Origin of the sequence: Campylobacter sputorum, assembly GCF_002220775.1 — a bacterium.
In the GTDB taxonomy this organism is placed as follows: Bacteria; Campylobacterota; Campylobacteria; order Campylobacterales; family Campylobacteraceae; genus Campylobacter_F; species Campylobacter_F bovis.
The window spans coordinates 732,932-755,997 of the sequence record NZ_CP019685.1 but is presented as its reverse complement, the minus strand read 5'-3'; the positions used below and the strand labels follow the sequence as shown (position 1 = coordinate 755,997).

The 23,066-nt window shown below is 29.1% G+C and carries 21 protein-coding genes; 11 read left to right on the top strand and 10 right to left on the bottom strand.

The features are described from left to right. Window positions 1-6: 6 nt before the first annotated feature. A complete protein-coding gene (locus CSPB_RS03855) occupies window positions 7-480 on the top strand; it encodes a phosphatidylglycerophosphatase A family protein (RefSeq protein ID WP_089193212.1) in 474 nt (157 codons plus the stop codon). On the opposite strand, the gene gpmI is transcribed toward CSPB_RS03855, so the two are convergent. Continuing rightward, the gene (gpmI, locus tag CSPB_RS03850; protein ID WP_089193211.1) at window positions 473-1,948 is read right to left on the bottom strand and encodes a 2,3-bisphosphoglycerate-independent phosphoglycerate mutase; all 1,476 of its coding nucleotides are present in this window, start codon (window positions 1,946-1,948) and stop codon (window positions 473-475) included. The genes CSPB_RS03855 and gpmI overlap by 8 nt on opposite strands. Before the next feature lie 79 nt (window positions 1,949-2,027). Between gpmI and mraY the strand changes: the two genes are divergently transcribed. Genes mraY through CSPB_RS08585 form a run of 3 tightly spaced genes read left to right on the top strand, consistent with a single transcriptional unit; the run spans window position 2,028 to window position 4,471 of the window. Continuing rightward, window positions 2,028-3,089: a phospho-N-acetylmuramoyl-pentapeptide-transferase gene (mraY, locus tag CSPB_RS03845; protein ID WP_089193210.1), complete on the top strand. Its 1,062-nt coding sequence runs from the start codon at window positions 2,028-2,030 to the stop codon at window positions 3,087-3,089. After that, window positions 3,089-4,285 carry a UDP-N-acetylmuramoyl-L-alanine--D-glutamate ligase gene (murD, locus tag CSPB_RS03840; RefSeq protein WP_089193209.1) on the top strand — a complete coding sequence of 399 codons (1,197 nt, stop codon included), beginning with the start codon at window positions 3,089-3,091 and terminating at the stop codon, window positions 4,283-4,285. The genes mraY and murD overlap by 1 nt, the downstream gene beginning before the upstream one ends. A gap of 21 nt (window positions 4,286-4,306) precedes the next feature. Next, entirely contained in the window at window positions 4,307-4,471 is a 165-nt protein-coding gene (locus tag CSPB_RS08585) for a hypothetical protein (protein WP_161492183.1), read from the top strand. A 98-nt stretch (window positions 4,472-4,569) separates the two neighbouring features. Here the strand turns inward: CSPB_RS08585 and CSPB_RS03835 are convergent, their stop codons facing one another. The 8 genes from CSPB_RS03835 to glmU are packed head-to-tail and all read right to left on the bottom strand — an operon-like array spanning window position 4,570 to window position 11,597. Beyond that, the gene (locus tag CSPB_RS03835) at window positions 4,570-5,172 is read right to left on the bottom strand and encodes a hypothetical protein (protein WP_089193208.1); all 603 of its coding nucleotides are present in this window, start codon (window positions 5,170-5,172) and stop codon (window positions 4,570-4,572) included. Window positions 5,173-5,187: 15 nt separating this feature from the next. Beyond that, window positions 5,188-5,946, bottom strand: coding sequence for a tRNA pseudouridine(38-40) synthase TruA (gene truA, locus CSPB_RS03830; RefSeq protein WP_089193207.1), 759 nt, complete (start codon window positions 5,944-5,946; stop codon window positions 5,188-5,190). Window positions 5,947-5,950: 4 nt separating this feature from the next. Beyond that, window positions 5,951-6,982 (bottom strand): LptF/LptG family permease, encoded by a 1,032-nt coding sequence (locus tag CSPB_RS03825; protein WP_089193206.1) that lies wholly within the window; start codon window positions 6,980-6,982, stop codon window positions 5,951-5,953. 12 nt (window positions 6,983-6,994) lie between these two features. Beyond that, entirely contained in the window at window positions 6,995-7,813 is an 819-nt protein-coding gene (locus CSPB_RS03820) for a prepilin peptidase (RefSeq protein WP_235606500.1), read from the bottom strand. Further along, complete coding sequence (uppS, locus tag CSPB_RS03815; protein WP_089193204.1) at window positions 7,813-8,490, bottom strand: polyprenyl diphosphate synthase; 678 nt, start codon at window positions 8,488-8,490, stop codon at window positions 7,813-7,815. The genes CSPB_RS03820 and uppS overlap by 1 nt, the downstream gene beginning before the upstream one ends. Before the next feature lie 5 nt (window positions 8,491-8,495). Next, window positions 8,496-9,131, bottom strand: a complete 636-nt coding sequence (locus tag CSPB_RS03810; protein WP_089193203.1) for a hypothetical protein — start codon at window positions 9,129-9,131, stop codon at window positions 8,496-8,498. Next, the gene (gene coaBC, locus CSPB_RS03805) at window positions 9,128-10,303 is read right to left on the bottom strand and encodes a bifunctional phosphopantothenoylcysteine decarboxylase/phosphopantothenate--cysteine ligase CoaBC (protein WP_089193921.1); all 1,176 of its coding nucleotides are present in this window, start codon (window positions 10,301-10,303) and stop codon (window positions 9,128-9,130) included. The genes CSPB_RS03810 and coaBC overlap by 4 nt, the downstream gene beginning before the upstream one ends. After that, window positions 10,290-11,597 (bottom strand): bifunctional UDP-N-acetylglucosamine diphosphorylase/glucosamine-1-phosphate N-acetyltransferase GlmU, encoded by a 1,308-nt coding sequence (gene glmU / locus CSPB_RS03800; protein WP_089193202.1) that lies wholly within the window; start codon window positions 11,595-11,597, stop codon window positions 10,290-10,292. Before glmU ends, coaBC begins: the two co-directional genes overlap by 14 nt. Window positions 11,598-11,757: 160 nt before the next feature. On the opposite strand from glmU, the gene CSPB_RS03795 reads away from it, so the two are divergent. The 4 genes from CSPB_RS03795 to metF all read left to right on the top strand — a co-directional run bounded on the left by CSPB_RS03795 (window position 11,758) and on the right by metF (window position 18,650). Continuing rightward, the gene (locus CSPB_RS03795) at window positions 11,758-13,566 is read left to right on the top strand and encodes a biotin/lipoyl-containing protein (RefSeq protein WP_089193201.1); all 1,809 of its coding nucleotides are present in this window, start codon (window positions 11,758-11,760) and stop codon (window positions 13,564-13,566) included. Window positions 13,567-13,591: 25 nt separating this feature from the next. Further along, window positions 13,592-15,169 carry a phosphoenolpyruvate carboxykinase (ATP) gene (gene pckA / locus CSPB_RS03790; RefSeq protein ID WP_089193200.1) on the top strand — a complete coding sequence of 526 codons (1,578 nt, stop codon included), beginning with the start codon at window positions 13,592-13,594 and terminating at the stop codon, window positions 15,167-15,169. Window positions 15,170-15,544: 375 nt separating this feature from the next. Next, complete coding sequence (gene metE / locus CSPB_RS03785) at window positions 15,545-17,806, top strand: 5-methyltetrahydropteroyltriglutamate--homocysteine S-methyltransferase (protein ID WP_089193199.1); 2,262 nt, start codon at window positions 15,545-15,547, stop codon at window positions 17,804-17,806. Window position 17,807: 1 nt separating this feature from the next. Beyond that, complete coding sequence (gene metF / locus CSPB_RS03780; protein WP_089193198.1) at window positions 17,808-18,650, top strand: methylenetetrahydrofolate reductase [NAD(P)H]; 843 nt, start codon at window positions 17,808-17,810, stop codon at window positions 18,648-18,650. 65 nt (window positions 18,651-18,715) lie between these two features. Here the strand turns inward: metF and CSPB_RS03775 are convergent, their stop codons facing one another. Further along, window positions 18,716-20,149, bottom strand: a complete 1,434-nt coding sequence (locus CSPB_RS03775; protein WP_089193197.1) for a Do family serine endopeptidase — start codon at window positions 20,147-20,149, stop codon at window positions 18,716-18,718. 175 nt (window positions 20,150-20,324) lie between these two features. On the opposite strand from CSPB_RS03775, the gene CSPB_RS03770 reads away from it, so the two are divergent. The 3 genes from CSPB_RS03770 to CSPB_RS03760 are packed head-to-tail and all read left to right on the top strand — an operon-like array spanning window position 20,325 to window position 23,063. Continuing rightward, window positions 20,325-21,197 carry a DnaJ C-terminal domain-containing protein gene (locus CSPB_RS03770; protein ID WP_089193196.1) on the top strand — a complete coding sequence of 291 codons (873 nt, stop codon included), beginning with the start codon at window positions 20,325-20,327 and terminating at the stop codon, window positions 21,195-21,197. 9 nt (window positions 21,198-21,206) lie between these two features. After that, window positions 21,207-21,590 (top strand): heat shock protein transcriptional repressor HspR, encoded by a 384-nt coding sequence (locus CSPB_RS03765; protein ID WP_033915746.1) that lies wholly within the window; start codon window positions 21,207-21,209, stop codon window positions 21,588-21,590. A 15-nt stretch (window positions 21,591-21,605) separates the two neighbouring features. Continuing rightward, a complete protein-coding gene (locus CSPB_RS03760) occupies window positions 21,606-23,063 on the top strand; it encodes a potassium/proton antiporter (RefSeq protein ID WP_089193195.1) in 1,458 nt (485 codons plus the stop codon). The last annotated feature ends 3 nt before the right edge of the window (window positions 23,064-23,066 follow it).

The window sequence follows — 23,066 nt, the reverse complement described above, 5'->3', positions numbered from 1 at the left end:
TATTATATGAGAAAACTATTTCTTACATTTTTTTATACCGGTTTAATACCTTTTGCACCAGGAACCTTTGGAACTATAGCTGGAGCCGTGGTAGCGTATTTTATACTTAAATTTTTAGGTGCTAATACACTAGCTCTTTTGTCTATTCTAGTATTTGTTGCTGCTATTAATCCGATAAAAGAATACGAAAAAGAGACAAACTCTCATGATAACTCTTGTATAGTTATAGATGAAGTTGCAGGTATTTGGCTAACTTTATCAATGTGCGGGCTTTCTTTGTTTGGTTTTATACTTGGTATTATTTATTTTAGACTTTTTGATATTTATAAACCATCTATTATAGGACGCATAGATAGGGAAGTAAAAGGCGGTTTGGGCGTAATGGGTGATGATATGTTAGCTGGATTTTTTGCTGGGCTTAGTGCTTTAATAACGCTTAAAGCACTAATATATTTTGGCATTATTTTACCGGCTATATAAGAGGCTCATCCATAACTTTTGGGCAAGTAATTCCCATTATTTTAAGAATACTTGGCGCGACATTACTTAAGCCACCGTTTTTTATAGTTTTTACTCCATTTGCTAAAATGAAGCAAAATACATCAAAAGTTGTATGGTTTGTAAGGGTATTTAAATTTTCATCTTTTATAGCTTCACAATTACCATGATCACTTATTTGCACATAAGCATAATTTTGTTCTTTTGCAAGTTTAATTATCTTTCCTAGGCACTCATCAACAGCTTCAACAGCTTTTATAGATGCTTCATAATTTCCAGTATGACCAACCATATCACCATTTGCAAAATTTACAACTATAAAATCAAATCCATCTTTTATAGCTTTTAGCGTAGCATCACAAACTTCATATGCACTCATTTGTGGCATTTCATCATATGTTTTAACCTTTGGACTAGGAACTAAAATTCTAGTTTCATTTGGCAAAACATCTTCTTTTCCACCATTAAAAAAGAATGTTACATGTGCGTATTTCTCTGTTTCTGCGCAATGAAATTGTCTAAGACCATTTTGAGATATAATCTCACTTAATGTATCTTTGATATCATATTTATCAAAAATAACCTTAAAATCAAAACTATCATCGTAATTTGTCATAGTTATTAAGTTTTTAACTACAAATTCTCTTTTAAATTCACTGAAATTTTCACAAGCTAGGGCTGAACAAATTTCCCTTGCTCTATCGTTTCTAAAATTTATAAAAACAACTCCATCATCTTTTTTTATGCCGTCAAAACCATTAAAACTTGCTGGCTCTATAAACTCATCTGTGATATTGTTTTCATATGATTTTTCTAAATATTTACTTGGCGATAAATTTAAAGGATTATTAACAAAAATCATATTTTCATAGGCTTTTTGCACTCTATCCCATCTTTTATCTCTATCCATTGCATAAAACCTACCGCAAATAGTGGCTATTTTTTTATTTTTAGTCTGCTTTTGTTCTAGTTTTTCTATAAATTTAGCACCGCTTGTTGGAGAGACATCCCTACCATCTGTTATCGCATGTTGCAATACTTCAAGTCCAAAACTTTCATAAATACTAGCTATTTCATCAAAATGATTATCCATACTATGAACCCCGCCATCACTATAAAGACCTATAATATGGACTCTTTTGCATTTTTTTGCTATCAAATTTAAAGCAGTATTTTGTTTTAACGAACCATCTTCTATGGCCATATTTATCTTTACTAAATTTTGATATAAAACTCTACCGCTTCCTATTGTCATATGCCCTACTTCGCTATTTCCCATCTGTCCATCAGGAAGACCTACGCTCTTGCCACTTGTTTTTAAAAGAGAATTTGGCACATTTTTAAAAAGATAATCATAAGTAGGTTTTTTAGCATTTGCAAACGCATTAAATTTATTTTTAGGATTAAACCCTATACCATCTGTTATTATTAAAATTGTTTTTTGATTCATCGCTTTTTTCTCTATAAAAATTTAATTATTTTTTAGCATTATTATACTAAAATTTAGCTTTTTATCAATAAAGGTTATTATGTTTTATTATTTATATACATTTTTAAATATAAATTTATTCCAATACACTACAGTTAGAGCTGGATTTGCTTTTTTTATAGCTTTTGTTTTTACGATCTTTTTTATGCCTAAATTTATAAGATGGGCAAAACAAAAACATGCAGATCAGCCTATATATGAACTTGCACCAAAATCACACCAAACAAAAAATAAAACTCCAACTATGGGCGGACTTGTTTTTATATTTTCAACCATAGTTGCTAGTTTGCTTTGTGCAAGACTTGATAATTTTTATGTAATATCTTCTATTTTATGTCTATTTTTATTTTGTTCTATAGGTTTCATTGATGATTATAATAAGATAATAAAAAACATTAATCACGCTGGATTAACACCAAAAGGTAAATTTACACTTCAAATACTTTTTGCTTTTGTAATAAGTATTGTGCTGTTTGCAAATGGTGCAAATACGGAACTTTTTGTGCCATTTTACAAATACCCAATCCTAAATATGGAATTTTTTTCAATTGTTTTTTGGGTAGTTGTAATAGTTGCAAGTTCAAACGCTGTAAATTTAACAGATGGACTTGATGGACTTGCAACGGTTCCTAGTATATTTGCACTTTTAAGCCTAAGTGTATTTTCATATCTTAGTGGACACATAGTTTTTAGCAATTATCTATTTTTGCCAAGTATTCAAGGACTTGGAGAGGTTATCATAGTTACTTGTGCATTAATGGGTGCTTTGATAGGATTTTTATGGTTTAATTGCTATCCAGCTGAGGTTTTTATGGGGGATAGCGGAAGTCTTAGTATGGGTTCATTCATAGGACTTGTTGGTATTATGAGTAAAAATGAGTTTTTGCTAATAATTATAGGATTTGTTTTTGTAATGGAAACGGTTTCTGTAATATTGCAAGTTGGAAGCTTTAAAATATTTAAAAAGCGTATATTTTTAATGGCTCCAATACATCATCATTTTGAGATAAAAGGTTGGGTTGAAAACAAAATTATAATTAGATTTTGGCTAATTGCCCTACTTGCAAATTTAGTTGCACTTACTGCATTAAAGCTTAGATAATGAAAAAATCACTATTTGGATACGCACTAACTACAAAAGCACTCGCAAAAACTGGCGGGTGGGATATTTATGATGATAAGTTTAAGGAAATTTCACAAGACGAATATGGAAATTTACTTTTGCCAACAGATAAATTTGACGCGTCAAAAAGTAACCTCGAAATTCCAAGTCCAGGATTTCCGCCTACTCATAATTTGGTTAAAAATGCTAAAAATTTAATAAGTGAATATGATTATTTTAAAGATATTATGCCTACAAGCGTATGGATAAGTGGAACAAACGGCAAAACAACTACGACAAAAATGGCTCAATTTTTACTAGAAAAATATGGCTCAGATATAGGCGGAAATGTAGGAAATCCGCTTGCTACGCTAAATAAAAATGCAAAAATATGGATTTTAGAAACAAGTTCCTTTACGCTTCATTATACAAAGTTTGCTTCGCCTAATGTATATATTTTATTACCAATTACACCAGATCATATAAGTTGGCATGGAAGTATGCAAGAGTATGAAAAAGCCAAACTAAAACCAATTTTATCAATGAAAGAAGGCTCTGTTGCAATTTTACCTAAAAAATACAAAGGTATTGAAAGTTTGGCACAAATTTTATACTACGAAGATGAAAAAGATTTAGAGAAAATTTGTGGGGTAGAAAGTAAAAATTTAATATTTAAAACACCATTTTTAATGGATGCTTTGATGGCACTTTGTATAGAAAAAATATTTTTTGACAAAGCAGATTTTGAGTTTTTAAATAATTTTATAATAGAACCAAATAAACTAGAAGAAATTTACGATAAGTTTGGCAGACTTTGGGTAAATGATACAAAAGCCACAAATATCGACGCAGCCTTGCAGGCTTTTAAACGATACAATGAATTTAAAATTCACGCTATAATTGGTGGTGATGACAAAGGTGTGGATTTAAGTAAAATTTTTGAAATTTTAAGTAAACAAAATGCTGTAATTTATGCCATAGGCTCAAATACAAATAAAATTATGGATTTATCAGCTAAATTTAACTTAAAAGCTTTTAAGTGTGAATTTTTAGATATAGCTGTAAATGAGATATCTAAAAATATGAAAAAAGAAAATGAAGTTGGTCTGCTAAGTCCAGCTTGCGCTAGTTTAGATCAGTTTAGTTCATACGCACAAAGAGGCGATGAATTTAAAAAATTTATCAATTTAATATAAAATTTGATTTAAGGATAAAAAATGTTTCAAAATATTTTACATCCATTTGTATGCGGTGTTTTATTCCCTTTTATATGCTTATATTTTGTGTTTATTTATCTGCCTTATCAAATTTTTATGCAAAAACCAAAAGAAAATAATACATATAGTTTTAATAATTATAAATATAAAGATATAAAATTTTAGATTTGTAAAAATTAAATAAAAATCATATTAAATCCAAAATTATAAATTTTTACTTTGATAATTAAATTTTAATATTCAAAAACTCATCTCTTTGTTTTTTAACTTCTAAACGCTTTTGCTCTTCTCTTTTTTTCCTGTATTTTCTTTAAAAGTTCTTCAAACCAATCATTAGTATATCCAAAAGAATTACTACGCTTTTTAACAGATATAGAGTTATCAAAAGTTGGAGAACTTATACCCATTCCTTTATACGGAACTCCGCCAATATTTTCATTTTTATCACTTAGAGAAAAAACTGATCCAGTAGTGCTTGAACTTACTATATTTGAGCCCATTTTTATCTTGTGATTTGTATCAAGTGAACTATACTCTCTTTTCATAAGTCCAAAAATTTTTGCTCTATAATCTGAATCATTTGCCATTTTTTGTAAATTTTTATCATCAATATATAAAAGATGTTGCCCATTTATCGGGTCGCTTGGATCGCTAGATGTAAATTGATATTTTGGAAACTCTTTATTTATCTCTTTTTTTAATTCTTCAATCGATATACTTCCATCATTTTTAAATTTAGTTTCATAAAGTTTTGTTTGATTTTCTCCATATTTTACAAGAGACTCGCTAAAATTTTGCAAAGATGGGTAAATTTTTGGCAAATTTGCATTATTATTTGGTAAATTTGAAAAATTAGAATTTATCATTTTATCTCCTATAAATTAATTTATATCTATATCGGTAAAAAAAGATTTATTTAAAAAATTATTATAAAAAATTTTATTTAGATAAAGTCCATTTGGCGAAAACGGGATTCTGGTATAAGCTTGTAATTTATAACTATTTTCAATTATTTTACCATCATTTAAAGCTTTAAAAGAATTTGATAGCATAAGTCTTATTTGTGAGCGTAAAAATCCATTTGCTTTAAATGTAATAATGCTTAAATTATCTTTTCTAAAAACTCTTGCAAAATACACAGTTCTTACGCTTGATTTCGCATCACTTCCTGTTTTCATATAGTTTTTAAAATCATGCTCTCCAACAAAAACTTGCAAAATATCATTTAGTTTTTCTATATCAAATTTAGGCATAAAATGGCAATATTTTGATAAAAAAGGGCTAAATTCACTATGATTTATCACATATCTATAACTCCTAGCAATAGCATCAAAACGAACATTGAAATTATCATCTACAAGAATAATTTTTTTTATATGCATTTTTGGATGTAAATGGCGATTTATAAGCTCACAAAGTCTTTTTTTATCATTAAAATAATCATTTTTGCAAGACACAGCCGAGCATTGATTTAAAGCATGAACGCCTTTATCTGTTCTAGAACTTGAAACCACTTTATCAAAAATTCCAACATGGCAAAGTGCTTCTTGCAAGTAGTTTTCTACGCTATTTTTATGAGGTTGGCGTTGCGAACCACAAAACTCACTTCCATCATAACTATAAATAAAAAGAAACTTCATATCCTTAATATCTACTTAAAATTTTAATTTTAAAAGAAAAAATAGACGCAAGAAGTGTAACTATAAAAATAAGAGGAATAGCTATAAATGGTTGTTTTACAAGTATCATTAAAGCAGCAAAATAACAAAACAAGACACCAAATATACCAAAATATATAAATCCTTTTTCATATCTATAAGTTACTATTCCAAAAGTAAGTGCAAAATACACACTTGCAAGTGGAAAAATAGAAACTAATACATTTATCGTAAAATCTTTTTTTCGCTTATCATCGTTTAGTGCTTGTTTCCAATAATCAACTATACTAACAATTTCTTTTGAATTATCTTTTTGCTTACTTCTTATAATCATATTATCAAATTTTGTAGCATGTATGACATTAGATGCTATATCATAACTATATCCATCTATTAATTTTAGCTCTATTGTGCCATTAAAGTTATTTATGTAACCTGTTTTTGCCATTAAAACCCTATCGTTACTATCACTGTTTTTTGGATTATATAGTATCAAATTTTCATACACGGTTGTATTTTGATCCATTGATTGGTTTTCTATATATACCATCCAATCAGAAAATTTTTGACCAAATTGTGAAGCTTTGATATTAAGCTGTGCATCATTTAGCTTGTGTCCAATAAAATTATCGCTTAACTCCTCGGCAATTGGTATCATTATAAGAGAAGTTCCAAGCAAAAGGATGCTTACAAAAGTAGATAATATGGCAAAAAACTTTCCTATTTGTCTAGTTGGATATCCTAATGTAAAAATAACTATACTCTCATTTTCTTTTGAAAGTTTAAAAAAACTTATGGCTAATGATACAAAAAAACTTATTGGGATAGTAAAAAGTAAAATTTGTGGAAGCAAAAACATATAAAGTCTAGCTAGTTCAAAAAATGTTATGCTTACATAAGATGTTATTCTTGAAATTTGTATAAAAAATACAATGGAAACTATTATAAAAAGTGTTGCGAAAAGCGAAGCAAAACTACTTAAAAAATTAGTTAAAAGATACCTATTTACTCTGTTCATACCATAACCAAATCATAAATTTTGAATATAATTATAATATAACGAAATTAAATTTATAATTTCACTTTTAAAAATATATGTAAAAATTAAACCTAAAAATAAAAATGGTATCATCGCAAGCTCTATATCGCTTTGTTTTTTGACTAAAATAAAATACATAAAAAAAGGCAGCATAAAAATACAAGCCAAAATAATAGCAATTATTCCCATTTTTATGCCTAAAATCGCTCCAATAATAGCAATTATGATAGTATCGGCATCTCCCATAACTTCTATATTATCATAAATTTTGCCTCTGTTTTTTATAACACTAACAATAGTTTTTATAATTATAATCGCACCTGCTAATATCAAAGAATCAACAAAAAAAGTCCCGTATAAATTTAAATTTATTAAATGATACGCAATCAAATCTCTGTCATAATTTGATAAAATAGCAAAAACATAAGCAAAAAGCAGCAAATTTTCAGGAACCATTTTTATCTTAAAGTCAATAATGCTAAGACAAAAAAGTATTATAAAACAAACTCCAAGCATAAAAGAGTTAAAAATTTCATAAACATAAAAATATGCTAAAACCATCAAAATTCCACTAACAAACTCAACTAAAGGATAAACAAAACTAATCTTATTTTTACAAAATGCACATTTGCCACGTAAAAATATCCAAGAAATTATGGGTATATTGTGATAAAATTTAAGCTTTTTATTGCATTTTAGGCAATGCGAAGCTGGAAAAACAACGCTTTGTTTTAATGGAATTCTATAAATCAAAACATTTCCAAATGAACCAATTACAGCCCCAAATATGAAAAATAATACCCAAATCACTATAATCCACCAAACCTTCTATGTTTTTTCTCAAATTTCTTAATTATAATATCAAGCTCTTTTGAATTAAAATCGGGCCAAAATGTATCTGTAAATTCAAGCTCTGCATAGCTAGCTTCCCAAAGCATAAAATTTGATAATCTTATTTCTCCACCTGTTCTTATAAGCAAATCAACATCGCCATAACTTGCACTATCTATACTTTTTGAAATATTTTCTTCATTTATTTCATCATTTGCTAAAACTAGTTTTTTACAAGCCCTAACTATCTCGTCTCTACCGCCATAATTTAATGCTAAAACTAAATTTAAACTTGCACCTTTTTTTGTTAATTCTTTTAAATTTAAAATTTCATTTAATAAATCACTATCAAAAACCGATATATCGCCTATAGTATCAAATTTAATATCATTTTTGATTAGTTTTTCTCGCTGCTTTATAATAAATTTTTTAAGCAGTTTCATAAGAAAATCTACTTCATTTTTAGGTCTTTTCCAATTTTCTGTGCTAAATGCATAAAGACTAAGAGTTTGTATGCCATTTTTAGCACAATAAGTCGCTATATCATCCACAACCTCAGCACCCTTTTCGTGCCCATTTATTCTCATAAGAGAACGCTGTTTTGCCCATCTCCCATTTCCATCCATTATTATTGCTAAATGCTTAAGTGTATTCAATAAATTTAACCTTTAAAATCAACAAAATTTATGCTCTTTTTCCAAAGCATATTAAAATTTGAATCTATTTTTATCTCTACATCAAAAAAACTTTTGAGTAAAGAAGCCACGGTAGAATATGGCGTTTTTATGCTAATTAATTTTTGTTTTTGATATAAAAACAAAAGTGGTGCGTAATTTAAAAATATAAGATAAATTTGCATTACATTTCCACTTTTTTTAAGCTGAAAAAGTTGCGGATAACCTTCATAAACAAATGGTATATGAATGATATTTTCACTAAGTGCCATAAAAATATCGCTCCACAAATCAAAATGGGATTTATCTTTAGAACTAATTAGCATATTTATGCAAAGTTCATAAAAAGAATTTAAACTTTTTTCATAAATTATTTTTTCTATAATCTCTGATCCGTTTTCAAGTAAATAGCCTATATTTGGTTTTTCAATTAAGTTACTAACTGATATTAAATTTCCATTTTGAGAAATCTCGCCCCAATACTCACCACCAACATTAAGATTTTTCATACTTTTTGTGCTTAATGTTTTGTTTCCAAATCTAAGCAAATAGCGATTATATGAGGTTTTTTCTAATACTTTTATATTTAATGGTAGTGAATTATTAAGGATTATAGAACTCATAAATTTTTAACCAAATTTGCAATTTTTAAAGCTATATTTTCTTTAGTATCGTAATTTAAAAGCGTAGAATTTGTGGGTGTTATAAACTCAATTTGTGTAGAATCTGAGCCAAATTTTACATTATCATTTAAAATATTCAAGCAAACCGCGTCTAAGTTTTTATTTTTTAGCATATCTTTTGCATTTTGTTTGGCAGTTTTTTCATCTACTTCCATTTTAAAACCTATTTTTTTGCAAGAAACTTTTAAATTTGACAAAATATCATCATTTTTAATCAGCTCTAAACTAAATTTATCTCCAAAAACATCTTTTTTTACCTTACCACTAAATTTTTGTTTTGGCACATAATCACTAATAGCAGCAGCCATTACCAAAATATCTTTATCTTGCAAATTTTCTCTATCTAAAATAGTTTTTAACTCAAAAGAATTTTTAAATTTAGTAAATTTATAAGGCACTTTAAAACCAGCACTACTAATAAAATGAACATTCGCGCCAAGCGTATAAAACGCATCGCTTAAAGCTTTTGACATTTTTCCGCTTGAAAAATTTGTAATAGCTCTAACATCGTCTATATTTTCATATGTAGCGCCGCCTGTTATAACAACTTTTTTATCTTTAAAAAACTCATCTTCAAATATTGCTCTTTTTACAGCATAAATTATATCCTCAATATCAGCCAATGCACCTTTTCCATAATCTCCACAAGCTAGCGTTTTACAAACAGGCTCAATTATCTTAATGCCATTTTCTTTTAAAATTTCTAAACTTTTTTTAGTAGAAAAATGCTCTAGCATTGCATTGTTTGCAGCAGGAGCTATTATTGTTTTTACGCTACTTGCTGCGATTAATGTATCCATAAAAACAGATCCGCCTATGCCATTAGCAAGACGATTTATAGTATTTGCACTAGCAGGGGCTATCAAAACAAGATCCATTTTTGCATATTGTATATGACTAAGCCCATCAGCCCAATTCTGGCTATGAGAACAAAGCACTTTATGATTGCAAAGTGCTTCAAAGCTAACACTATTTGCAAACTTCAAAACCCCATCACTAAGCATTATATAAACATCAGCCCCAAGTTTTTTTAATGCAGATAAAATTTCATAAGACTTATAAAAACTAACACTACCACAAACACAAAGTAGTATTTTTTTATTTTTTAGCATCTTTTTTTCCAAAAAATTTATAAAAAAATCCTTCTTTATTTATCTGCCTTCCTCTGCTTATAACAAGACATCCACTTTTTACATTTTGAGTTACAGTTGAGCCAGCAGCTATTAAAACATTATCTTCTACGCTAACTGGCGCAACAAGCTGTGTATCACTTCCAATAAATACATTTTTGCCTATGCTAGTCTTATATTTTGCCTTGCCATCATAATTACAAGTTATAGTTCCACACCCTACATTTGTGCCGCTATCTATATCGCAATCTCCAAGATAGCTTAAATGCCCTGCTTTAACTCCATTTAAATTTGATTTTTTCAGTTCTACAAAATTTCCAATGTGTGTATTTTTAACATCATTTCCAGGTCTAAGATGAGCCATAGGTCCTATGTCAGAGCTTTGAACAATGCTATCTTCTATAACCGATGAACTTTTTATAATACTATTTTTTATGACACTTTTTCCTATGATGCTTACATTTTCTTCTAAAGTGCATTCACCTTCAAATTTAGCTCTACTATCTATATAAATAGTTTGTGGTAATCTCATATAAACACCATTTTTCATAAGTTTTTCTTTTATCATATCTTGCATTATATTCTCGGCTTGTGATAATGCAAATTTATCGTTTATACCCATAAAATTTCGTTCTGCTACATTTACTGCAACGCATTTTAAACCCATATTTTTAGCTATTTTTATGCTATCTGTTAAATAATACTCATTTTGTGCATTTTTATTATCAATTTTTGGTAAAATTTGCTTTAAAACTTGCGTATTAAAACAATAACATCCAGCATTTACCGCTTTTACCATTTTTTGTTCATCGCTAGCATCTTTTTGCTCTACAATGCACTCTATTTCACCATTTTTACTTATAACTCTACCATAACCAAAAGGATCTTGTGCCTCAAATGTACTAAGTGCAATATCACAATCCTCAGATATAAGTTTTTTTAAATCATCGCTTTGTATCAAAGGCATATCGCCACACAAAATAAGTGTTTTTTTTCTATCAAGTTTTACATCAAAAAGCGCACCAGCGGTTCCTGGAAATTCATCAACATTTTGTCGATAAATTTTTATATTTGGAAATTCTTTTAAAACTAACTCTTTTATCTCGTCAAATTGATAATTTAAAATCACGCTTATATCATTGCTTATCTCATAACTGCGTTGTATTACATGATAAATCATGGGTTTTCCTGAAATCTCAAAAAGAACTTTTGCCTTGTTTGATTTCATTCTAGTTCCAAAGCCGGCTGCTAAAATCACAACACAAACATCACTCATAAAAAGCCTTAATTTTTAAATTTATGCATTATTGTAGCCAAATTTAACTAATATTTTAAGAAATTTTACTATTTTAAACATAAAAAATAATAGATAATTTTAACTTAATATAAAAAATGTTAGTATTTCATAAAAATTATACACAAAAGGGCAAAGAAATATGTCTAAAAAATTTATAGATGTCATGGATACTACTTTTAGAGATGGTTTTCAGTCTGTTTTTGGTGCTAGAGTTTTGATGAAGGATTTTTTTCCTGCTCTAAGTGCGGCAAAAGATGCCGGGATTACCCACTTTGAGTTTGGAGGTGGTGCTAGATTTCAAAGTTTATATTTTTATCTAAACGAAGATGCTTTTGAAATGATGGATAAATTCCGCGAAATTGTAGGAGATGAGGCAAATTTACAAACTTTAAGTCGCGGTGTAAATACAGTAACACTTGATACAGGAAGTAGAGAAATAGTAGATCTTCATGCCAAGCTTTTTGCAAAGCACGGAACAACAACTATTAGAAATTTTGACGCATTAAACGATGTTGAAAATTTAAAATATAGCGGTGAAAGGATAATGGCTCATGGCTTAAAACACGAAGTTGTAGTTACTATGATGGATCTTCCACCAAACTGCACTGGTGCACATGACGCAGCTTTTTATGAAAAAGTTTTAAGAGATATTTTAGATGCGAACATACCTTATACAAGTATCTGCTTTAAAGATGCTAGTGGAACAAGTAGCCCAGAAAAAGTTTATCAAACAATCAAAATGGCTAGAAAACTGCTTCCAGAAAATACACACATTAGACTTCATACACACGAAACCGCAGGAGTTAGTGTTGCTTGTTACCTAGCAGCACTTGAAGCTGGAGTTGATGGTATAGATTTAGCAGCAAGTCCAGTAAGTGGGGGAACAAGTCAGCCAGATATTTTAACAATGCTTCATGCTATTAAAGGAAAAAATTATGATTTGGGCGGACTTGATATAGAGAAAATACTAAAATATGAAGAAGTTTTAAAAGATAGTTTAAAAGATTATTTTTTACCGCCTGAAGCAACCAAAGTTAGCCCTATAATACCATTTTCACCAATGCCAGGTGGGGCACTAACAGCAAATACTCAAATGATGAGAGATAATAATATTTTAGACAAATTTCATCAAGTTATAGTGGCTATGAGAGAAGTTGTAGAAAAAGGTGGCTATGGAACTAGCGTAACGCCTGTAAGCCAATTTTATTTTCAACAAGCATTTAATAATGTAATGTTTGGTAAATGGAAAAAAATGGCCGAAGGCTATGGTAAAATGGTGCTTGGATACTTTGGAAAAACCCCAGTTAAACCAGATGAGAATGTTATAAAATTAGCCTCTCAACAACTAGGACTAGATTTTACAACACAAAATGCCATTGATATAGCAGATGCAGATGAGACAAAAAGCTTAAAATATACGCAAAAAATACTTGAAGAAAACAACATTGAAGTAACAGAAGAAAATTTATTTATAGTTGCAGCCTGCAAAGAAAAAGGTATAGCTTTCTTAAAAGGTGAAGGCAAAGTTATGGTTAGAAAAAACTCTGATATACCACAGCAAAAGAAATGCTCTTCAAAAAATACATCAGAAATTAGTAAATATAGTGTCAGTGTAAATGGCAATAAATACAATGTGGAAATTAGTGATGGTTTTGATAATTTTGGTAAAATAAAAAATATCTCTAAAGTAGAAGATAAGACTAAAACTGAAACAAAAAGCAAAAGTCAAAACACTAGCGGTGATATATTAGCAACAGTGCCAGGAAGTGTTTTTAAAATTTTACTAAAAGAAGGAGATGAGGTAAAAGCAGGACAAACAGTAATTATACTTGAAGCTATGAAAATGGAGATAGAAGTAGCTTCACCAAAAGATGGTATTATAGATGAAATTCTAATATCGCCAAGTGATACAGTAGAAAATGATCAACTCTTAGCTAGAGTTAAATAGAATAACAAAAATTAGGAGGAATGTAATGTTGAATGAGATTAAAAAACTTGGACTTGATAATGTAAAAGAGATTTATCATAATCTAAGTTATGAAGAATTATTTGAACACGAAGTCAAAAACAATGAAGGAAAAGTTAGCAGTAATGGTACTTTTATGGTTGATACTGGTATATTTACAGGAAGAAGCCCCAAAGACAAATACTTTGTAAAGCAAGACGAATCTCAAAAATACATAGCATGGGGAAAAATTAACCAGCCAATTTCAAAAAACTTATTTGATAAGTTACTTAAAAAAGCCAAAAAACAGCTTTCGAATAAAAATATTTATGTTCAAGATGCATATTGTGGAGTAAGCGATGCAAGCAAAAAAAGAGTTAGATTTATAACAGAAATTGCTTGGCAAGCACATTTTGTAAAGAATATGTTTATACGCCCAAAAGATAATGAGTTGAAAAATTTCAAACCTGATTTTGTAGTTTATAATGCTTGCAAATGTTCAAACGAAGACTATAAAGAAGATGGCTTAAATAGTGAAGTTTTTGTAATTTTTAACATAGAGGAAAATGTAGCTGTAATAGGTGGAACTTGGTATGGCGGAGAGATGAAAAAAGGTATTTTTTCTATGATGAATTATTGGCTTCCATTAGAGGGAAAACTTTCTATGCACTGCTCTGCAAATATAGGAAAAAATAATGATACTGCTCTATTTTTCGGACTTAGTGGAACAGGAAAAACAACTCTTTCTACAGATCCAAATAGAGCTTTAATAGGCGATGATGAACATGGCTGGGATGATGAAGGTATATTTAATTTTGAAGGCGGATGTTATGCAAAATGCATAAATTTAAGTAAAGAAAATGAACCAGAAATTTATAATGCTATCAAAAGAAATGCTTTACTTGAAAATGTAGTGGCAGATGAAAACGGTAATGTTGATTTTAATGACGGATCAAAAACAGAAAACACAAGAGTTAGTTACCCAATAGAACATATTAAAAATAGACAAGAAAACTCAAAAGGTGGACATCCAAAAAACATAATCTTCTTAACAGCAGATGCATTTGGAGTTTTACCGCCTGTTGCAAAACTTACAAAAGAACAAGCGATGTATTATTTTCTAAGTGGATATACCGCAAAAGTTGCTGGAACAGAAAGAGGTATAACTGAACCAGTGGCAACTTTTAGCGCATGCTTTGGCGAGGCATTTTTACCACTTCATCCAACTATTTATGCAAAACTTCTTGGAGAAAAGATAGATAAATACGGAGTAAAAGTTTATCTTGTTAATACAGGCTGGAGCGGTGGTGCTTATGGCGTTGGTAAAAGAATGAGCATAAAAGCAACAAGAGCTTGCATTAATGCAATATTAGATGGCAATATAGAAAAAAGCGAGTTTGAAAACTTTGATGATTTTAATATTTCTATACCAAAAGAGCTTAATGGCGTTGAAACAACCCTATTAAATCCTATAAATAACTGGAAAGATAAAAATGAGTTTATAAAAACCAGAAAAAACCTAGCAAAAATGTTTGTAGAAAACTTTAATAGATACAAAGATGTAAAAGCTGGAGTTGAATTTGCAAAAGCTGGACCAAGTATTTAATAAAATCCAATATGGCTTACTATTTTTTAAGTAAGCCCTATTTTTAATTCCTTTAAATTTTCATAAATTTATAAAATATAGATAAAATTTAATGTGTAAAAAAATTGATTTATATGAATTTAAAATAAATTTATATATAATTAAAAAGTTTATTTTAAACAATTTAGGAGAAAATTTATGCTTATGCGTAGTTTGATTTTACATAAAACATAAAATTAAAAGAAAGGATTTAAAATGAATAATTTTTCAAACATACTAAATACTTACAAAATATTTTTCATAATGCGCCGCTTGGCGTTTTAACTGCTTAACTATAATTTAAAAATTTAATTTCTATAACATTTATTTAAAAATTTACATTAAAGGGAGAATAATATGCAAAATTCTGTGATTTCTTATCCTAGGATAGGTGAAAAAAGAGAGTTAAAATTTGGTGTTGAAAAATATTTTAAAGATGAAATTAGTCAAACAGAGCTTTTAGACTTAGCTAAAAATTTACGCAAAACGCATTGGTTAAGTCAAAAAAATGCTGGTATTGACTTTATAAGTTCAAATGATTTTTCATTTTACGATAATATCCTTGATTGTGCTAATACTTTTAATGTTGTTAGCGATAAATATAAAAAACTAAATCTCAATGAACTAGATGAATATTTTGCACAAGCAAGAGGCTATCAAGGTAAAAACGGAGATGAAAAAGCTCTTGCAATGAAAAAATGGTTTAATACAAACTATCATTATTTGGTTCCAGAATGCGATAATACAAACATATCTGTAAATGATACAAAAATTATAAGCCAATACAAAGAAGCAAAAGAATTAGGAATTGAAACAAAACCTGCTATTAGCGGTATTTTTACATTTTATAAGCTTATAAATTTTACAAATGAAGATATAAAGCTAAAAGTAAAAGACAAACTTAAAAAGGCTTATATAGAGCTGTTAAACAACTTAGAAAAATCTGGAGTAAAACTAGTTCAATTCGATGAGCCATATTTAGTCAGCGATTTAAATAAAGAAGATATATCTTTGTTTAAAGAATTTTATGAAGAAATTTTAAACAATAAAAACTCTGTAAAGATATTGCTACAAACATATTTTGGAGATGTTAGAGATATTTATGTTGATTTAATAAATTTAAATTTTGATGCTATAGGGCTTGATTTTATAGAGGGTAAAAAAAATTTAGAGTTATTAAAAAAGTATAATTTTCCAGACAATATTACACTCTTTGCAGGAGTAGTAAATGGTAAAAATATTTATAAAAATAACTACGAAAAAACTATAAATTTACTAAAAGAGATACAAAAATATGCAAAAAATGCCGTTATAAACACATCTTGTTCACTTTTGCATGTGCCTTATACAACGCAAAATGAAACAAATTTAGAAGAAAAATATTTAGAGCATTTTTCATTTGCAATAGAAAAATTACAAGAGTTAAAAGATTTAAAAGATATTATCAACTCAAATCAAATATCAAGACACACTGCTTTTGTATCAAACAAAAATTTATTTCAAAAAGAAACAAACAAAACAAACCAAAGTGTTCAAAACAGGATTAAAAATCTTAAAGATAGCGATTTTGTAAGATTGCCAGAATTTTCACAAAGAGAAAAATTACAAAAACAATCGTTAAATTTACCACTCTTGCCTACAACCACTATAGGTTCTTTCCCCCAAACACCAGATATTCGCTCAAACCGTTTGGCATATAAAAAAGGAGAAATTTCAGCTCAAAATTATCTAACCTTTCATCAATTAAAAATAAAAGAGTGCATAGAACTACAAGAAGAAATTGGACTTGATGTGTTAGTTCACGGCGAATCTGAAAGAAATGATATGGTTGAGTATTTCGGGCAAAGCTTAGATGGATTTTTATTTACAACAAATGGCTGGGTGCAAAGCTATGGCACTCGTTGTGTTAAACCACCTCTTATTTGGGGTGATATAAGCAGAACTAAGCCAATAACTGTCTCATGGGCAAAATATGCTCAAAGTTTAAGCAAAAAATATGTCAAAGGTATGCTAACAGGACCTGTAACGATACTAAATTGGTCTTTTCCAAGAGAAGATATTAGCCTAAAAGATAGCACTCTTCAAATCGCATTAGCAATAAGAGATGAAGTTTTGGATTTAGAAAAAGAAGGAATTAAAATTATCCAAATAGATGAAGCTGCATTAAGAGAAAAACTACCTCTTAGAAAAAGCGATTGGCACAGCGAGTATCTTGATTGGGCGATACCTGCGTTTAATCTAGTGCATAGTGGTGTGCAACCTACAACTCAAATTCATACACATATGTGTTATAGTGAATTTAGCGATATAATCAAAGAAATAGACGCAATGGATGCAGATGTAATATCATTTGAAGCAGCAAGATCAAATTTGGAACTTCTTGATACATTAAAAAAAGTAAATTTTAAAACTCAAGTAGGTCCTGGTATTTATGATATACATAGCCCAAGAGTACCTAGTGTAGAAGAGTTAAAAAGTGTGATTATAAAAATATTAGAAAAATTACCAAAAGAAAAAGTTTGGATAAATCCAGATTGTGGATTAAAAACTAGAGGCTATAAAGAAGTAGTAGCTAGCCTTAAAAATTTGGTAAGTGCAACAAAACAAATTAGGGGGTAATATGACCCTCTCTTTTGAAATTTTTCCACCTCGTAAAAACGACAGTGTTGAAAAAATTTATAATACATTAGAAGCATTAAAGGATTTAGATCCGGATTTTATAAGCGTAACTTTTGGTGCAGCTGGTTCTAAAAATTCAACAAATACTTTAGATATTGCAACTCTTGTAAAAGATAAATACAATACAAAAAGCATAGTTCATTTACCTTGTATTCATAAAAATAAAGATGAAATTTTGCAAATTTTGCAAGAGTGTAAAAAGCGTGGATTAAATGATATTTTGGCTCTAAGAGGCGATGAAGTAGAAAATGAAAAAGTAAGCGAAGATTTTTCATATGCAAGTGACTTAGTTAAATTTATAAAGCAAAATGGAAATTTTACGATATATGGCGCTTGTTATCCAGAAAAACATAAAAATTCAAAAGATTTTGTAGAGGATATAAAAAATCTTAAAATTAAAGTTGATGCTGGAGTTGACACGCTTTTAACGCAGTTATTTTTCGATAATGAAGATTTTTATAAATTTAGACAAAATTGCGCTTTAGCAAATATAAATGCGAAAATTTGTGCTGGAATTATGCCTGTTACAAATAAGCGTCAAATTTTGAAAATAACCTCACTTTGTGGAGCAAAAATACCGCCTAAATTTGTTAGAATTTTAGATAAATATCAAGATGATAAAAAAGCTATGTTTGATGCTGGAATTGCATACGCGATAGATCAAATTGTAGATTTAGTAACTTATGGAGTTGATGGAATTCATCTTTATACTATGAACAATGCAAAAGTAGCTATAAAAATTTATGATGCGATAAAATCTCTTTTTCAAAGAGAAGTAAAGTAGTTTATTTATAAATTTATACAAGATTTAGTTTTAAACTTATAAACTAAATCTTGTATTTAATAAAACTATTTTATAACAAGACCTCTATATACACCTCTTCTATTTATCCAAACAAGGACTTTATCTCCATTGCTTTCTTTCATAACAGAGTTAAAATCTTCTATATTTTTAATATTTTTATCCCCAACTTGTATAATCAAATCCCCGCTCATAAAGCCTAAATTTTCAGCTTTAGAACCAGATTTAACATCAGTTACTAAAACACCACTTGCATCACTTGGGATACGATACTTAGCACGATATTCATCTGTTAAATTTACAATACTAAGCCCATCTACTATATAATTTGAAACTGAACCTGTTTTTGTTCCAGAATTTGAAGAGGCGTCATTCATATTTGCCAATTTTAGTTTAGTAGTATATTCTTTGCCCATTCTTTCATATTTTATGTCTATTTTTGTATTTGGATCTAGTGAGCCGATTAAATTTGTAAGAGTTGATGCATCTTTTATATCTTTATCATTTACTTTTATTATCAAATCGCCTCTTTTTAATCCAGCTTTATCTCCAGGCATATCTTTTTCTACGCTAGATATCAAGGCTCCTTCTTTATTTTTATATACTTCTTTTTGATCACTTGTTAAATTTGATATCATTATGCCTATGTATCCACGATCTATCTTTCCATCAACAATAAGTCTTTGTGCGATATTTTTTACCATATTTGAAGGTATTGCAAATCCAATACCATTATTATCGCCATTTCTACTAAGTATTGCTGAGTTTATACCAACCAAAGCACCCCTACTATCAACTAAAGCTCCGCCAGAATTACCAGGATTTATAGAAGCATCTGTTTGTATAAAATTTTCGTATTGATTTAAGCCAATATTATTTTTATTTAAAGCAGAAACTATTCCTTGAGTAATAGTTCCACCAACCCCAAAAGGATTTCCAACAGCAAATACAACATCGCCTTCCATTAGATAAGATGAATCAGCAAAAGATATGGCTTTTAAATCTTTTGCTTCTATTTTAATAACAGCAAGATCAGTTTTAGTATCAGCACCTATAACTTTTGCTTTATACTCATTATTTCCATACATTGTTGTTACTACTATCTCATCAGCATCAGAAATTACATGATTATTTGTAACTATATATCCATCACTTGAAATTATAACCCCGCTTCCCAAAGAAGAGGTGCTTCTATTTCTATCTTGCGGGATACCAAAATTAAATCCAAAAAATTCCTTTAAAAATGGGTCATTAAACATATGGGAAAACGGCATATTTCCATTATCTTTTATAGTTTTTTTAGTAGAGATATTTACAACTGATTGTTTAACATCTTTTATGGAATCATGATATGAAAGTATAGCATTTGGATTATAGCCTGGCTCAACTCTATCTGGAGATGTGGAAGCTTCATTAAATTTTATACTTCCTGCATTTAAAATACAAGCAGTCACAAGTGATAAAAAAATAGTTTTTTTCATTTATTTCTTTCCTTATCTTTAATTTTATTTTTTAAAATTATATTTTATAAAAGTTAATGTTTAATATGTTGATTGTAAATGAAATTTCACTTTTTAATCTATAATACTTGATTGACATAGACTAAAGCTTTATGATATAATATATATTAAGAAAAATACATAAAAGGATTTAAAATTGAGTAATAGTTTATATGAAACACTAGGTGTAGATAAATCAGCATCTAATGAAGAGATAAAAAAAGCATATAGAAGACTTGCCAGAAAATATCATCCAGATATAAATAAAGATCCTAAATCCGAAGACAAATTTAAAGAAATCAATGCAGCTTACGAAATTTTAAGTGATGAATCAAAAAGAAAACAATACGACATGCATGGGGATTCTATGTTTGGTGGACAAAGTTTCCATGATTTTACACAAAATCAGGATTTGGGAAATTTAGATGAAATTTTAAGAAATATATTTGGTGGTGCCTTTGGCTCAAGAAGTTCTAGTGGATTTGGAGGAAATAGCTTTAGCTCTTTTAGTTCTTATGATGGATTTGGGGCTGATTTGGACACTCAAGCTAAAATAAAAATACCATTTGATGTAGCTGTAATGGGTGGAGAAAAACAGATAAATATAGGTGGCGAAAGCATTAAAATTCGCATTCCTGCTGGCATAAATAGCGGAGAAAAACTCAGGGTAAAAGGAAAAGGTAGAAGCATAGGTGGTCAAAGAGGAGATCTTATACTAAATGTTGCTGTAGAATCTAGTAGCGAGTATGAAAGAAATGGGGATGATTTAACAAAAGAGTTAAATATATCTCTAAAAACTGCACTTTTTGGAAATAAAGTAGATATTCAAACATACAAAAAACCAGTTAGTATAAAAATATCTCCAAACACAAAACCTAATCAAAAAATAAGATTAAAAGGATATGGGGTGCAAAATAGAAAAAGTGGCATTTATGGAGATTTGTATCTAAAAGTAAATGTTGTTTTACCAGATATTTCAAATTTAGATGATAATCTAGTAGAACTTATGAAAGAAAAATTACCACAATAAAGGCAAAATATGAATACACATTATGACGAACCAGTATATTTAATAAGCGTAGTTGCAAAAGTTTTAAATATCCATCCACAAACTTTAAGACAATACGAGAAAGAAGGACTTGTTTGTCCAAACAGAACTGATGGCAAGATGCGACTTTATTCAGAAAGAGATATAGATCAAATTAAAACAATTCTTAGATTAACAAGAGATATGGGGATAAATTTAGCAGGCGTTGATGTTGTTTTAAGGCTAAAAAAACAGATGGAAGAGATGGAAAGAGCTTTAGATAATTTAAATGAAGAGTTAGAAAGATTAAATAATATAAATAAGACATCTAATAAAAAATCTTTAGTAAAGGCAAAAAATAATTTTGATATAATATTTTACAAAGATAATGACTAAATTTAAGGCATAATTTTGGAAGAAAACCTAATCATAATCGGTGTACTTTTTTTAGCTAGTATATTTTTTAGCAAAATTTCAGATAGGTATGGAATTCCTGCTCTTATAGTATTTTTATGTGTTGGAATGTTAGCTGGAAGCGACGGTATATTAGGTCTTCCTTTTGATGATACTAAATTTGCAGCTTTAGTTGGAAATTTAGCTCTTATTTTTATACTATTTGCAGGTGGCTTTGATACAAATATAAAATCTGTTGCCCCAATACTTAAAGTTTCCATAGTTCTAGCAACTCTTGGAGTTGTTATAACTGCTATTGTATTAGGATTATTTATTTATCTTCTTTTAGGTTGGAGTTTGCTTGAAAGCTTTTTACTTGGCGCCATTATAAGCTCAACTGACGCAGCCGCAGTATTTGCGATACTTAGATCAAGAGGTATAAAACTAAAAAACAATCTTGGTGAGCTTTTAGAATTTGAAAGCGGAAGCAATGATCCAATGGCAATATTTTTAACTATGACCATAATTGGTATTATAAGTGCATCACAAACACCAACTGCTGGAAATATAGTCATAGAACTTGCTATGCAATTTTTTATAGGCGGAATTGTCGGATATGCTTGCGGATGCTCTTTGCCAAGTATTTTAAACAAAATTCAACTTAGTTCATGGGGGTTTTACCCTATTTTAGTTCTTGGATTTGTTTGTTTGGTTTTTGGAATTACTACAAAAATAGGCGGAAATGGTTATATAGCTGTATATGTTATGGGAATTTTTGCAAATAGACGAGAATATGTATACAAAAAGAATTTAGTTGGTTTTTTTGATGGAGTAGCTTGGATAATGCAAATTTTTGTATTTTTAACTCTTGGATTGTTAGTTTTTCCAAGCTCTCTACCAAGCGTTACTCTTATGGCAGCACTTATAGCTCTTTTTCTCACTTTTGTTGCAAGACCAATCAGCGTGTTTATAGGCACTATCTTTACTAAATTTAGCATAAAAGAAAAAACATTTATATCTTGGGTTGGGCTTAGGGGCGTTGTTCCTGTTATATTATCCACCTATCCTCTTAGTGCAAACATAAATCATGCAGAGGATATGTTTAACATAGTTTTTGTTATAGTCTTCATTTCTGTTTTAATACAAGGTTCTACAATATCAAAAGCTGCTACAATACTTGGCGTAAGATTAGAAGAAAATAAAAAAGAAGAAATAAAAGAACCTTCCATTAAAAATCAAATTTTTTATCAATCTATTAGGCAATTTTCAATAGAAGAAGATTCTAAAATAATTGGAAAAAACCTAGCCGAGCTGGAATTACCAGAAAATTTCTATGTAGTTCTTTCTGTAAGAGATGGAAAATACATAAAAGTTACAGGATCTTATCTTTTTAAAGCAAATGACTTGCTTTTGATAGTTTGTAAAGATGAAGATTTTTATACAAAAATACTTAAAGATTATGGATTTATAGCGTAGCAT